Origin of the sequence: Hyphobacterium sp. (assembly GCF_965228115.1) — a bacterium.
Taxonomy (GTDB): Bacteria; Pseudomonadota; Alphaproteobacteria; order Caulobacterales; family Maricaulaceae; genus Hyphobacterium.
On the sequence record NZ_OZ245794.1, the window covers coordinates 1,979,760 to 1,993,311 of the forward strand.

The window sequence follows — 13,552 nt, forward strand, 5'->3', positions numbered from 1 at the left end:
GATACCTTCTATATCGGCACTTGGCCTCCATATGGGAGAGGAAAGACAAATCCTGAGGAGTCCCCCATGACGCTGCGCATCAATGATCTTGCCCCCGATTTTCAAGCCGAAACCACGCACGGCCCGATCTCTTTCCATGACTGGATTGGAGAGGGCTGGGCGGTATTGTTCTCTCATCCCAAGGATTTTACCCCGGTCTGCACCACCGAACTGGGCTATGTCGCGGGTCTCTTAAGCGAGTTCGCCAAGCGCAATACGAAGGTCATCGGCATTTCGGTGGATACCGTCGAGGATCACAATCGCTGGAAGTCCGACATTCAGGATGTGACCGGCCATCCGGTGGATTATCCGCTGATTGGGGATCCGGATCTGGCCGTCGCCAAGCTTTACGACATGCTGCCAGCGGATATTTCCGGCGGTGCTTCTGGCCGGACGGCCGTTGACAATGCCACGGTACGCTCGGTCTTCGTGATCGGGCCGGACAAGCGCATCAAGCTGTCACTGACCTATCCGATGACGACGGGCCGGAATTTCGATGAAATCCTCCGCGTCATTGATTCCATGCAGCTGACCGCTGAGCACAAAGTTGCCACGCCCGCCCAATGGGCGCCGGGCGAGAAAGTCATCGTGGTGCCGGCGGTTTCCGACGAGGATGCGCAAGCAGCGTTTGGTCAGTTTGACCGCGTGAAACCCTATCTGCGCTATGTCGATCAACCCAAAAAGGGCTAATCGCGCGTCCGATAGAAATCGGATTGTTCTTTAAAGAGTGAACGGTAGACTCCCTCCGCGCCGGCCAGCGCGGACGGGCTGCCCTGCTGAACGATCTCGCCTTTTTCCAGCACCACAATCTCATCGCACAGGCGCAGCGTGGACAGCCGGTGGCTGATCACGATCAGCGTCACATCCTTGTCGGCCAGGGATTGCACGAATTCCGCTTCGGCAGCGGGATCGAGTGCGGCAGTGGGTTCATCCAGGATAAGAATGTCCGCCCCGGTGCGTAGCATGGCACGCGCCAGAGCCAGCCTTTGCCATTGCCCGCCAGACAGCTCGCGTCCATCAACGAAGAGCTTTGAAAGCTTGGTGTCCAGCCCGTCGGGCAGATCCTCCAGCACGGGCTCGGCGAGACCAGCCCTTGCAGCCGCCAGCCATTTAGCGCGATCCGTTTCGCGCAGACCCTCGCCCATGGCGATGTTTTCGCCAGCGGTCAGGCTATAACGCTGCGAGGGCTGGAAAACGGCAGAGGTTCGCGCGAGCCAAGCTTCGGGCGACCACTCTGAGGCGTCCAGGCCGTCCAGCGCCACCCGCCCGACCTGCGGCGCATAAAGCCCGGTCAAAAGCTTCACCAAAGTCGTCTTTCCGGACCCGTTCGCCCCGACAATCCCGAGCCGCGCGCCTGCCGGAATATTCAGCGAGACATTCTGCAAGGCCGCCCGTTTTGAACCCGGATAAGTGTAGGTGACGGCTTCCAGCTCGAAGCCCTTGCCCGGTTCTGGTCCGGCCTTGGCGATGCCCCTTCTGTGAGCGTCTTCGGTTTCCAGCAGGGCGTAGAGATTGGAGACGTAGAGCAAATCCTCGAACCCGCCGCTGAGCGTGGCGAGCAGATTGGTGACCGAGTTCTGGCCCTGCTTCAGAGCCGCGGCATACATGGTCATCTGGCCCAGCGTGATCGTGCCCAACACCGTCACCCAGGCCACCCAGGCCTTGCCGCCCAGGAAGAAGGTCGAGGAAATTACCAGCAACGCCACACCAATGCCGGTCTGGCGCGCTTGCAGTTTACGATCCTCGCCAAATAGCCAGTCATACAGCGCAGAATGCCGCTCGCGGATGGCCGGTTCCGCATCGGCGTGCAGGCGCTCTACCGCGGGTTTTTCCGCAGTCACCAACGATTCCCAATAATTGCGCTGGCGCATTTCCGGCGTGCGCCCGGTGTAAAAGCGGAAGGCCGATTCTGAAAAGCGCAGCTCGGCAACGAACAGCGGCAAACCGCCCGCCAGAATGATCAGGACCGCGAGTGGCGAGAAGGTGAAGAGGATCACGGCGAGCGACAGCAAGGTGACGAGATGCTGGCCGCTTTCGATCAGCCGATTGGCCAGATTATAGGGCCGTGCGCTGGCATGCTGGCGCGCCAGCAGAACCTGTTGCTGGATATCCGCGCGCTCAATGGTTTCCAGATCAAATCCGGCAGCCTTGTCCAGAATTTGCGTCGTTACGGCAAAACCCAACCGCGCATGCAGCATGCGTTTGAGAAAAACCAGCACGCGACGGATGGCCATTCCTGCGCCCAGCACGCCGGCTTCGGCCGCCACCCAGATCAAGGCTTGCTGACGGTCGGCGGCGGATTGCGTTTCGATGGCCAACACCACCGCATCGACCAACAGCTTAGCAATATAGGCCGCTGCCGCCGGCACCAATGCGAGCGCTATGGTCAAAGCCGCGATCAGCGCGGTCAAGCCGGGCGTGGTTCTCCAGACCATCGCCAATGTCCGCGCGGCATAGCCCAGCGCTTCGCGAAAGCCGGGGGCTTCCACATGCGCAAGGGACGGGTCGGCCTGGGTCATGAGTTTGGGCGCTTACTCCGCTACCTGCTTGGCGGCGCGGGCCGCTTCCACGCGCTGGGACATGATATTGCCCTTGTGCGGGAAAGGTTCGGCGGGCGCAGGCACGCCCATGAAAGGCGCCAGCTTTTCAAAGCCTTCGCCATTACAGACATTCAGGATCAACAGATCGTCCGGCCGGTCCTTGAAGTATTCTTTCACCTCAGCGACGTGTTTTTCATAAACCCAGACAAAGCGCTCCGGCTGGAAATTGTAACAGCCATAGACGGCTGATCTGAGCAGCTGCCGCATCAACAAATGGGTCTCCTCATCTGGATCATCGGTCTGTTTGAAGGCCGGCCGGTTAAACCAGTGATTCTGACAGGAGCGAAGCCAGCCGTCCCGATCGCGCACCGTCAGTATGAATTTCGAGCCCGGATATTGCTTGTCGAACTGCTGATAATAGGGCGCGGTCGTGATATCGGTCAGCCCGTCATAATATTTCAGCAGCGTCAGATCATACTGGCCATAGGCCAGCTCGGTGTAGGTGTCCTCGTCGATGGGATAGTGCGAAGTATCCCAGCCCAGCATCTGCAAACCAGCGGTTAGTGAACGCGTGCCGGTGCGCGACAGGCCCAGACCAAACACCATCGGCTTGTCCTGGGTCGCGCCATAGACATGGCGTTGATCATTCTCGGCCAGCCACTGGTCGAGATCCGCCATTGTGAAATCCGACTTTTCGTCCACGCCCAGCCGCGCCAGCTCGCGCTCGGCGATCTCCGGCAGGGCTTCAATGAAGGCGTGGGTTTCAGCCGGTGAGGCGTCCTTGGACACATGCTCACGCGCATATTGCACCGCGTGCTGGGCAATGACGAAATCATCGACCGGGCCTGACCTATCCGGCCAGTGCTTCATCGCGGACGACAGGCGTTTGAGCTGAACATGCGTGCGGCTGCGCAATTCACGCAGCGCATACTTCATGAAGACGTGGCGGTAGTATTGGAAATAATCGTGCAGGATGTCGAAATTGCGGAATTGCTTGCTCATCCGCAAAGGCTTCATCGCCAGATTGCGCAGGCGCGACTCCGGACGCAGCACATATTTCATATCATCCAGTGGCGGCTCTATGGCCGCCATGGCCCGCACCAGATCAATCCGCGTGATGTGCACCCCGCAATGCAACCGGCCCCGAAACCGGTCTGAGACATAAGAGTCGATATAGGCGGCATCGGTCTGCTCGATGAAGCCGCGCATATCTTCCAGGATCAGACAGTCCGCATCCAGATAAACCACATAGTCGCACTCATGCTCGATGCGCAGCATCTGGTTCACGCACTCGGTAAAGGGCCGCACATCATCAATGATGTGGATATTGTCGGGCCGGATATGCCGCTTGGCGAGCTCCAGAGAAACGTCGCGCGTGCGCTCGTCAATCTGCCGGAAAACAAGATCAATCTTGGTCATCGGCCTAATCCCCCCAGGCCATGCCGGCGTTAAATTCGCCAGCCAGTTCATTGAACAGCGCCAGATTGGGCGCGGACATTTCGGTTTTCCAGCGCATATCCAGACGGATATCGCCGGAATGCTTGGCGTAATAATTTTCCGTGCGCGGTGTCAGCTTCAAAATCGGGTCCGGATTGGCTTTGATCTGATCCCGCGCAGCAACAAATTGCGTGCCGGTATTGCCGCCCAGCGGATGCACCTCGTCTTCGGTGAAGTTCAGCATATCGTCTGAGTAGGGCAGGCCCGCCACCTCGCAGACACCTGAAATCACACCCGCCGGATCTGTGGCCAGTTGCTCATATTGAATGGCGATCTTGGGTCCGGGAAAGTCCTCGAACACGTCCCGGCTTGCCCTGATCTGCGCCTTCCAGGCGTCAATCTGTTCCGCTGCATCGCGTTCCGGATATTTCCGGAAGCGGGAGTTCAGCACCGCCCGGCCATCGCGCTGTAAGAAGATCAGTACGGCGGTATCGCCGCCCTCGATCAGCTCGGCAGAACGGGCTTTGATCCAGGCCAGATTCTTGGTGGAATCGACGATCACGCTGGCATCGACATGATCCGCGACTTGCCAGTAAAGCGGCTTTCCGTCCGGGTCCCAGTTGAATGTTGACCAGATCGGGCAGGCCTCTCCGCACACCTTGCAGGCGCGCTTGCGCAAGGGCTTTTTATCATCATGCAGGTAGCGGGCTTTGGCCCCTTCCCCCATGTAAAATCCGCCCTTGGTGCGGCCCATAATCATGCCGAGCAAGGTCGAACCGGAATGCCCGGCGCCACATATCATCACGCCTGTCAGACGTTGATCCCTGGTCATACGCGTCTGCCTGCCCAATCCCCGGATGCAAAGATCCAGAGAAAACTCCCCTCGCAACCGCCATGTTGGCGGCAACCGGCGCGCATGCGCAAGCGGCAATGGCGGTGGCCCGAATGAAAAAGGGGGTGGCAAGCCGCCACCCCCTCTCACACCGCAGGCAGACTTTGGCTACGCAGCCCGGCGGCGTGATTGCAGAGCCCAGGCTGCCATCAGCAACGCCAGGATCAGCAGCAGCGCACAGCTCAGCGGAAAGGCATTTTCCACGACCTGATCCCGGTCGATCCAGGTGATGCGCGACGGCGCAATATTCGGAGCCGGTTGTGCCCGGCTTGTGGAGGCCATCGGCTGATCGGCAGCAGGGGTCAGCGCCGATGGCTCATACCGGGTCGTCCGGTCGCGGACGATGACGGTTTCGCGCGGGCCGGTATAGACGGTCCGGGACGATCCGCCGGTGACCACTGTGGAAGACGGTGCCACCACCGTGGCGGACGGAGCCGGAACAGACACATCCACCGCCGCAGGCGTCTCTACCGCAGCGTCGATACGCGCCGTCGTCGTTTCGGCACGGGTCAGAATGCGGCTCACAGCCCCGGCGGGTTCGGCGGTGGCGGATATGTCCGCCGACGCATTGCGCTCGATGCGGTTTGCGGCCGCTGCGCTGGCTTCTGCCGAACCTTGTCCAGAAATCCGGCCTTCAGAAACACGGCTTTCAGAAACACGGGCGGCTGTTTGCGAAACGCTGCGCGCCTCACCGATGCGTTCAGCCTGGACAGTCGCCTCACTGGCGGCTTCGGCCGCGCCTTGCGCTTCAATCGGCGGCAGGCCCGGTGATTCAATCTCGCGGGCGTCAGCCGCCGTGCGGCGGGCTTCACGCAATGCGCGGCGCTCGCGCATCTGGTCGATCCGTGAGACCGGTGCGCCGGGGCGCAAGGTTGATCCGATCTGCGTCGTGCTGTTCAGATCTAGACGTTCAGACTGGATGCGGGTGGTGTCGTCCACCGTACCGGTGACCGATCCCACCTGAGCCGATGTATTTGCGGCAACCATCAGAGCGAAGGCCGCGGAAGAAAAAAGCATACGCATGGGAACCTCCCTTTGCTGTTTGTCCGGTCCGCCGTTTTGACAGGCCGTTCAATCAGACAACGAAGGCGGGTGCGTGTTTATTCCATTCCGCGCGGAGAAAAATCAGCTAGTCCCGTGCGCTCACGGTTCTCAGCCAGCTTTCTCCAATTAATCCATGACCATAGACTCGGTCTTTTCCGCGCCGCCCGAGATCCTGTGCGAGGCCGGTCAACGCATCCAACGCGGCGTCCGGGTTTGGCTGTTGGGTCAGGAGTTGCGACAGATAACCGGTCACAATCGGTGCGGCGAAGGAGGTCCCGCGCACCGGAAGGGCTGTTCCGGACACGGACGGCCAGATCATATCCATGCCACGCGCGGCAAAATCGACATGATGGCCCTGGATGGCCTCCGGCAGAACACGTTGGCGGCCATCCACGCCGGTCACCGCGATGACCGGATCATAGGCGGCCGGAAAAAGCGGTCGCGCATTGGCCCCGTCATTGCCGACAGCGGCAACAATCAAGCGGCCACCGGCAATAAAGCGCCGCACCGCAGCCTCCAGGGCGATGTTTTCCGGTCCGACAATGCTGATATTGACGAGCCGGACCTCGTTCTCGGCCATCCAGCCCAGGGCCCGGATCAGACTGTCGGTCGCACCGCCGGTCGACTGGCCGGCATAAAGGTCGGCGGCAAAAAGCCGGTTGCCGGGAATGACGCCATTGCCGGACACCATGATCGCGGCGACTTGCAGGCCATGATCATGTGGCACGACCACATCGCCGCGAAACGCGCGCGTCACGACCTGGCCCGGCAGGAACACTTCGGAATCCGCGGGCACGCCGGCATCTATCATCCCGACCGGCGCATGGCCGGTTAGCTGTGCAGGTGGAGAAAATGCCTGTGTGATCGCCCGGCCAGATGGGGAGTAGATATGATTGAGATCAAAAAACCCATCCGGATCAATCTGCCGCAATATCCTCAACGCCCGCTGCGCATTCATCCGGCCCGGCGCGCGTAAGCGCAGATAGCGCAAGCCCAGCGCGCCTTCGGTGCGATCCTCGATAATTGTAAAGCCGCGCGCCAATATCGCAGCCAGAACAGTCTCGTCCGGATCAATCGCAATGACCTCACCGCGTAACACGACAGAGCGTTGCGGTCCGCGTTCCAGAACGTCGCGATTGGCGCGCAGCAAGTCGTCCAGTGTTTCCTGACGCAGGTTTTCAATCTCCTCGAGTGCGCGCAAGTCTGCCCGCTCAAGAAGCGAATCCGGGCGTGTGAGCGGAGTGTCCGGCAAATCCGGCAGATCAACAGGCAGATCCACCTGCGCCATCGAGGGCGAGGATAGGGTGAGGATCATAATCGAGATCAATGTCGCAAGCCGGCGCATCGGCCACCTCCGCTCAATCCTGTCAATTTCCGGTCTTTCTTTATAACGTGTGGAAGAAATCATTTCTTCCATCCGTTGTCAGAGCACACGCATGTCCCGAAAAGATGCCGATTTCCGGGCCGAGTTAATGCATTATCTGCCGCGATTGCGGCGGTTCGCGCATTCCCTGACCCGGCATCCTGCGGACGGCGATGATGTTTTGCAAAGCGCACTTGAACGCGCGCTGAAGCGCTCGGACCAGTATGAGCCGGGCACGCGATTGGATAGCTGGATGTACCGGATCATCAAAAATGTCTGGATCGATGAAGTCCGGGCCCGCGATCGCCGGGGGGACACCTTCGCTCCGGAAGAAGCCGGCCTGGGTGTCGGGGCGGAAGATCCACAATTCGAGAAACGCACCCGGACCATGTCCCTCGAGCAGGCGATGACCACCCTGCCGGACGAGCAGCGCGTCGCGGTCTCGCTCGTTCTGGTCGAAGGCCTGTCCTACAAGGAAGCCGCCAGCGTGCTGGATGTACCGATAGGAACCTTGACCAGTCGGCTGGCGAGAGGACGTTCGGCGCTGGAAGCGCAGCTATCAGACGTATCAGAGGCTGGATCATGACCTATAGCGATGAAGACATTCTGGCTTATGTCGATGGCGAAATGCCGGCCGATGAAATCGCGGCTCTGGAGGCGGCGGCTGCGAACGATCCGGATCTGGCCGCCCGGATTGACCGGCAACATAAACTGGCCCGGAAAATCCATGCCCGCTATGCACCGATTGCAAACGAGCCTGTTCCCGAGCGGTTTGCAGATTTGCTCGGCGTCGAAGAGGCGCCGCAGAAACAATCCGCCTCGCAGCAGCTAAAGGCCGTCTTCGCCCGGCCTCTGGTGGCTCCGGCGGCCTCGGCGTTTGCCAGCCTCGCGCTGGGACTTTTCTTTGGTGCACAAGTCCTGGGACCAGAGCCCGGCATCACAGGAGAGAATAATCTCGCGGGCGCACAGCTGGCGCGGGCGCTCAGTTCCGAAACGGGCAATGCGGATTGGACCCTGCCGATCACTTTCCGCGACGAGGCGGGCCGCTATTGCCGGGTCTTCCAGGGCGCCGAAACCCGGACAAGCGGGCTCGCCTGCCGGACCGGTGAAGGCTGGGCTGTGGAGTTGCTCACCCGGTCACCCGACAGCGCGGCGGGCGGGTTTCAGCTGGCCGGATCGGCCCTGCCAGAAGAGCTGACCGCGGCGATTGATGCGCGGATCGAGGGCGATCCCCTGTCCCCGGATGATATTGTTTCTGCCCTTTCTGCAGACTGGATGGAATAAAACCGCCGGCCCGGCCGTTGTCCTCCCTGCAAGACGTCATTTGCAAAGGAGGATGTCATGCCGAAACCTTGTTTTCTTATCGCCCTTGTTGCGCCCCTGGGCGTGATGGCCATGGCTCCGGCGGAGGCGCAATCGCGCCATTCCACCAGCTTTAGCTATCATTCCAGCTATTATGAGGGCGGTTATGACCGGTACAGCTATCGCTATCACCGGACGGCCTGTGAAACGCGCCGCTCGGGCGGTCTCGGCCTCGGCGCAGTGATTGGATCCACCCCGATCCTCAGCGTCGATGTGCAACTCGGCGGCCGCTTCAATGACTGCGACCATCGCCAATATGCCTATGCCAGTGGTTGGTCCGCAGAATATCGCGAGACGGCCTATTGGGAAAATCCCAATACGGGGGCTCGCGGCGCGGTCCATCCCCGCGACTACTACCGAAGCAGCGGGCGCGCCTGCGCCAGCTTTGAATCGGAAAGCTGGTCAGGCTATGGCGATTATGACCGGGGCACGTTCGATATGTGCCGCAATGCCAATGGCGAATGGGAATTTGCCGGGTCGTATGAGCGTCGCCGCTAGGCACGCAGCCTTCCCCTAACCCAATTCTCCCCGACCAAACTGAGCCGGAGCATCGCCTCCGGCTCTTTTCTTTTGGAGAAACAGGAGAATGGAGCGGGCGATGAGATTCGAACTCACGACATTCACCTTGGCAAGGTGACGCTCTACCCCTGAGCTACGCCCGCTCAACATGGGGTACCGGCTGTTCGCCGGGAGGCGGGGTATATCGCGCAAACTGGCGTGGAAGGCAAGCGGTGAGTTTCAGCTAGCTCGAGAGGGTTTCCAGATAAAGATCGAACCGGTCCTGACCCCAGTATTTCTGGCCGTCCGCAATCAGGAAAGGCACCCCGAACACGCCATGTGCCGCGACCGCCTCCCGGGCTTTCAGCATCTCCGCATCAAGGGTTTTGTCACAAGCGAGCGCTTTTTCGTCGGGCAGGTCCAGATCCAACCCGTTGGCGATCTCCGCCAGAACGCCGTGATCGGCCAGATCCTTGCCCAATCCCCATCGCGCTTCAGACGCTTCCTGCGCGAACGCAAAGCCCTGCTCCTGCCGGTCTGCCCAATGAAAAGCGCGTTGCGGCAGATCGCCTTTGATCTCGAACGGATCCGGAAAGGCCAGGTCCAGACCGGCGCGCGCGGTCATGCGGGGAATGTCTTCCAGATAGTAGTCCAGCTTCGGCTTGGAGTCGGTGGGGTTGAAAAACGGCACCCCGTCCGGCGGTCCGGTGAAGGGAATGGCGGCGGGTTCAACGCTGGCCGCCTTCAGCTTGGCAAGGCCGATCCGCGAATACGGGCTGCGGAAGGCGAAAAAACAAACCGGCTGATCCATGACACCACTCCACTGATCTGCGCCAAGCTAGCGCAATTTCGCGCTTGATCCACCGCGCTGATCGCGCATAACGCCGCTCATGCCTGCTACCAAAACCGACCTCTTCGCTTATCTCGATGAATTGGGGATTGCCCATTCCACGCTGGATCACGCTCCGGTGTTTACGGTGGAAGAAGGTCAGGACATCAAGGCCAACCTGCCCGGCGGGCATACCAAGAACCTGTTCTTAAAGGACAAGAAAGGGCGGCTGGTCCTGGTCTCTGCACTGGGTGAGACGGCGGTGCGGGTTAATCGCCTGCACAATTTGATCGGCTGCCAGCGCCTCTCATTCGCCAAGGAAGAGATTTTGTATGACGCGCTGGGGGTCCGGCCCGGCTCGGTGACGGCGTTTGCGCTGATCAATGACAAAGCCGGGGATGTGACTTTTGTGCTGGATGCGGCCCTGTTGGCGACCAATCCGGTCAATTTTCATCCCTTGATCAATGATGCCACGACAGCCATTTCGCGCGACAATCTGTTAAAATTCGCCAAGGCGACCGGCCATGATCCGTTGATTGTGGATTTTTCGGCGCTCGCTAAAGACCCATAGGCTTGTAAAGGCGGGCCCGCCGCGCCAAGTAAAGCGCCAATACGAAATCTGCAGGAAAGACGCCGCCATGAGCGATCAATACAACATCACCCTGAACACCGGCCCCGCCCCGGCCAGCGAGCCTCAGCCCGAGGCCGGACTGGTCAAGGACGGCACCGATCAGGGCTTCATGGCCGATGTGATCGAACCGTCGAAACAGGTTCCGGTGATCGTCGATTTCTGGGCACCCTGGTGTGGCCCCTGCCGCCAGCTCGGCCCGGCGATTGAAAACGCGGTGCGCAGCGCAGGCGGGAAGGTGCGCCTGGTCAAGATCAATATCGACGAAAACCCCGGCATTGCCGGTCAGCTGCGGGTGCAGTCCATCCCGGCCGTGTTTGCGTTCAAGGATGGCCAGCCGGTTGACGGTTTCATGGGAGCCCTGCCGGAAAGCCAGATCAAGGATTTCATCAAGCGGATTTCCGGCGATGGCCCCGATCCAGAAGAGATCGCGGCGATCCTCGCGCGCGCTGAAGAAAGCCTGAACAATGGCGATCTGGGCGGTGCAGCGCAGGATTTCTCACTGGCCGCACAGTCGGACCCTGAAAATCCGGCGCCGATTGCGGGCATGGCGCGTGTTTTCCTGGCCGGTGGCGAGGACGACAAGGCGCGTGAAGTGTTACAGCACGTGCCAGAAGACAAGATGTCGGATCCGTCTGTCCAGGCGGTTTTAACGGCGCTCAAGCTTAAAGACGAAGCCGGCGATGCCGGTGAAGCCTCCGAGCTGGAACAGCGCGTGGCAGAAAATCCGGACGATTTCGACGCCCGTTTCGAGCTGGCCAATGCGTTGGCAGGCTCAGGCGATCTGCAAGGCGCGAGTGATCAGCTTTTTGCCATCCTCCAAGCCGATCAGGACTGGGAAGAAGGCAAGGCAAAAGCCCGGCTGCTGGAGATTTTCGAAGCGGCCGGCTTTGCCTCCGACGTTGCCAAGTCCGGCCGCCGCCGCCTCTCGGCCATGCTGTTTGCGTAAGCGCCACCCTTGGATTGGCGGGTCTGCAGCCCTAGTTGATAGGGTATGAGCCGTTTGCCCGATCACCTGCCACTCTTCCCGCTTGGAGGCGCAATCCTTCTTCCGGGAGAGATTTTGCCCTTGAACGTGTTTGAGCCGCGCTATCTCAACATGACCGACGACGCGATGGCGGCAGACAAGCTGATCGGCATCATCCAGACGCGCGCGGGCGGACCACAGGACAAGCCCTATCTCGAAGCGGTCGGTGGTGCGGGAAAGATTGTTCAGCATGAAGAAACCGAGGACGGCCGCTATCTGATCGTCCTGCAGGGCCTGTCCCGTTTTGTAATCAAGGACGAGCTGGACGAAAAAACACCCTATCGGCGCGCATCGGTCGACTGGTCGGTCTTCGAAGCCGATCGCCGCGCGCCCGAAGCCCTCATTGAAGCTGATCGTGACCGTTTCACCCGCCTCTTGCGGGATTGGTTTACCCAGGAACAGGTCCAGTGCGACTGGCCGACCGTCGAGGCCGCGCCCCTGGTGCGGGTGATCGACCAGATCGCCATGGCCGCACCCTTTGCGGCCAAGGAAAAACAGGCACTGCTGGAATCCGCCGACATCAAGGCACGCCACGACCTGATGCTGGCGATGCTCGAAAAGAAGCTGGCCGAAGGCGCGGGCGGCGCGTTGAACTGAAGCATTGACTTTATGTTTTAGTTAAAATAATAGTGCTTTCAGATAAATATTTATATCTGAAAGATAAGCTCCATGACCCCTTCTTCTCCTGCGATGCCAACACTCGTCCTCCGCGGTATTATTCTGTTGGCCTTTGCCCTGACCTTGCTTCATCAGCTGGGCGTTCTGCCGACAGAGGCGGAACGTGCGGGCTGGATTGGCCTGATCGCGCCAGTTTTCTATCTCTGGGCCTTCTGGGCCGGATCGGCTGTGTTCACCCGAACCACCCGGAAAACCGAATTCGGCCCGGCGCTCGTGGATGGCTTGAACCAAATGGGCGCGGGCCTGATGCTGGGGGCGTGGTTTGCGATTCTGGGTGAACCGGCCTTCCGGCACCTGACTGAAAACGGTTTCACCAGCCTGACAGGGCTGCAGACCGAACTGTCATTGTCCAACCTGGTGCTGGCCTTTACCGGTCTCATCCTGGTTTTGCTGGCCCAGCGAGGCCGGCAGCTTCGCGCTCAGCTGGATGCCATCGTCTGATGCCGGTTGTCGTCACACTGGATGTCATGCTGGCCAGACGAAAAATCCGCGCGCGGGGATTGGCAGAAGAGATCGGCATTTCCGAAACCCAGCTCAGCCTGCTCCGCAATGGCAAAGTCAAAGGCGTGCGGTTTGATACGCTTTCCAAGCTTTGCTTGATGCTGGAGTGCCGCCCCGGTGATATTCTCGACTATGATCCGGATCCGTCCGATCTCGATGTGGAAGATGACTAGCCTGAGCGCGTTGCCGCGCCTATGTGAGACCTATGACAGAGCCAAGCCAAACCCCGCCCAAAGATGTCGATCCGAAACTGCTGGAAGTTCTGGTCTGCCCGGTTTCGCGTGGACCGCTGGATTATAACCGCGAAAAAAACGAGCTGATTTCAAAACAGGCGGGTCTGGCCTACCCCATCCGCGAAGGGGTACCGATCATGCTGGCGGACGAGGCGCGCGAATTAAGCGACGCGGAGACAAGATGACCCGGCCCTGGCCCACAAAGCTGGATTTTTCGAAATCCCGCAAAGTGCTGACCATCGAGTTCGACGATGGCCAGACAGGCGAGATTGCATTTGAAACGCTACGCGTGGAATCCCCCAGTGCAGAGGTGCAGGGTCACTCTCCCGCCCAGAAGAAAATCGTTCTGGGCAAGGAGAATGTCGGCATCACAGCCGCCAACCCGGTCGGACGCTATGCTGTCCAGATCGTGTTTGATGATGGCCACGATACCGGGCTTTTCACCTGGGATTATTTGCGCGATCTGGCGGGGTTGGATTAG

17 protein-coding genes and 1 tRNA gene are annotated in these 13,552 nt (G+C 60.1%); 11 read left to right on the forward strand and 7 right to left on the reverse strand.

The features are described from left to right. The first annotated feature begins 66 nt into the window (after positions 1-66). The gene (locus ACO079_RS10270) at positions 67-729 is read left to right on the forward strand and encodes a peroxiredoxin (RefSeq protein ID WP_421789752.1); all 663 of its coding nucleotides are present in this window, start codon (positions 67-69) and stop codon (positions 727-729) included. Here ACO079_RS10270 and ACO079_RS10275 read toward each other — a convergent pair. From ACO079_RS10275 to ACO079_RS10295, 5 genes are all read right to left on the reverse strand, one after another. Further along, positions 726-2,558 (reverse strand): ABC transporter ATP-binding protein, encoded by a 1,833-nt coding sequence (locus ACO079_RS10275; RefSeq protein ID WP_421789753.1) that lies wholly within the window; start codon positions 2,556-2,558, stop codon positions 726-728. The two genes, ACO079_RS10270 and ACO079_RS10275, sit on opposite strands and share 4 nt — an antisense overlap. A gap of 12 nt (positions 2,559-2,570) precedes the next feature. Beyond that, positions 2,571-3,998 carry a sulfotransferase family protein gene (locus ACO079_RS10280; protein ID WP_421789755.1) on the reverse strand — a complete coding sequence of 476 codons (1,428 nt, stop codon included), beginning with the start codon at positions 3,996-3,998 and terminating at the stop codon, positions 2,571-2,573. Positions 3,999-4,002: 4 nt separating this feature from the next. Continuing rightward, a complete protein-coding gene (locus tag ACO079_RS10285; RefSeq protein WP_421789757.1) occupies positions 4,003-4,848 on the reverse strand; it encodes a sulfotransferase in 846 nt (281 codons plus the stop codon). A gap of 168 nt (positions 4,849-5,016) precedes the next feature. After that, a complete protein-coding gene (locus ACO079_RS10290; RefSeq protein WP_421789758.1) occupies positions 5,017-5,931 on the reverse strand; it encodes a hypothetical protein in 915 nt (304 codons plus the stop codon). Positions 5,932-6,037: 106 nt separating this feature from the next. After that, complete coding sequence (locus ACO079_RS10295) at positions 6,038-7,297, reverse strand: S8 family serine peptidase (protein ID WP_421789760.1); 1,260 nt, start codon at positions 7,295-7,297, stop codon at positions 6,038-6,040. Positions 7,298-7,388: 91 nt separating this feature from the next. Here ACO079_RS10295 and ACO079_RS10300 point away from each other — a divergent pair, with 91 nt between their 5' ends. From ACO079_RS10300 to ACO079_RS10310, 3 genes are read left to right on the forward strand one after another with little or no spacing between them, the layout of a single operon-like run. After that, positions 7,389-7,901 (forward strand): RNA polymerase sigma factor, encoded by a 513-nt coding sequence (locus ACO079_RS10300; protein ID WP_421789762.1) that lies wholly within the window; start codon positions 7,389-7,391, stop codon positions 7,899-7,901. Next, positions 7,898-8,599, forward strand: coding sequence for a hypothetical protein (locus tag ACO079_RS10305; protein ID WP_421789764.1), 702 nt, complete (start codon positions 7,898-7,900; stop codon positions 8,597-8,599). The genes ACO079_RS10300 and ACO079_RS10305 overlap by 4 nt, the downstream gene beginning before the upstream one ends. Before the next feature lie 57 nt (positions 8,600-8,656). Beyond that, positions 8,657-9,175: an RT0821/Lpp0805 family surface protein gene (locus ACO079_RS10310; RefSeq protein ID WP_421789766.1), complete on the forward strand. Its 519-nt coding sequence runs from the start codon at positions 8,657-8,659 to the stop codon at positions 9,173-9,175. An 89-nt stretch (positions 9,176-9,264) separates the two neighbouring features. Here ACO079_RS10310 and ACO079_RS10315 read toward each other — a convergent pair. Together ACO079_RS10315 and ACO079_RS10320 are read right to left on the reverse strand one after the other, a co-directional pair. Next, positions 9,265-9,339: transfer RNA gene (locus ACO079_RS10315), tRNA-Gly, on the reverse strand. Between the two features lie 80 nt (positions 9,340-9,419). Then, entirely contained in the window at positions 9,420-9,986 is a 567-nt protein-coding gene (locus ACO079_RS10320) for a DsbA family protein (protein WP_421789768.1), read from the reverse strand. 79 nt (positions 9,987-10,065) lie between these two features. Here ACO079_RS10320 and ACO079_RS10325 point away from each other — a divergent pair, with 79 nt between their 5' ends. The 7 genes from ACO079_RS10325 (at position 10,066) to ACO079_RS10355 (ending at position 13,552) form a co-directional block, all read left to right on the forward strand. Beyond that, entirely contained in the window at positions 10,066-10,575 is a 510-nt protein-coding gene (locus ACO079_RS10325; RefSeq protein WP_421789770.1) for a prolyl-tRNA synthetase associated domain-containing protein, read from the forward strand. A gap of 67 nt (positions 10,576-10,642) precedes the next feature. Continuing rightward, the gene (gene trxA / locus ACO079_RS10330) at positions 10,643-11,581 is read left to right on the forward strand and encodes a thioredoxin (RefSeq protein ID WP_421789772.1); all 939 of its coding nucleotides are present in this window, start codon (positions 10,643-10,645) and stop codon (positions 11,579-11,581) included. Between the two features lie 45 nt (positions 11,582-11,626). Further along, the gene (locus ACO079_RS10335; RefSeq protein ID WP_421789774.1) at positions 11,627-12,256 is read left to right on the forward strand and encodes an LON peptidase substrate-binding domain-containing protein; all 630 of its coding nucleotides are present in this window, start codon (positions 11,627-11,629) and stop codon (positions 12,254-12,256) included. Between the two features lie 72 nt (positions 12,257-12,328). Next, a complete protein-coding gene (locus ACO079_RS10340; protein WP_421789776.1) occupies positions 12,329-12,778 on the forward strand; it encodes a hypothetical protein in 450 nt (149 codons plus the stop codon). Continuing rightward, a complete protein-coding gene (locus ACO079_RS10345; RefSeq protein WP_421789778.1) occupies positions 12,778-13,011 on the forward strand; it encodes a helix-turn-helix domain-containing protein in 234 nt (77 codons plus the stop codon). Before ACO079_RS10340 ends, ACO079_RS10345 begins: the two co-directional genes overlap by 1 nt. A gap of 32 nt (positions 13,012-13,043) precedes the next feature. Beyond that, positions 13,044-13,256 (forward strand): Trm112 family protein, encoded by a 213-nt coding sequence (locus ACO079_RS10350; protein WP_421789780.1) that lies wholly within the window; start codon positions 13,044-13,046, stop codon positions 13,254-13,256. Further along, positions 13,253-13,552 (forward strand): gamma-butyrobetaine hydroxylase-like domain-containing protein, encoded by a 300-nt coding sequence (locus tag ACO079_RS10355; protein WP_421789782.1) that lies wholly within the window; start codon positions 13,253-13,255, stop codon positions 13,550-13,552. Before ACO079_RS10350 ends, ACO079_RS10355 begins: the two co-directional genes overlap by 4 nt.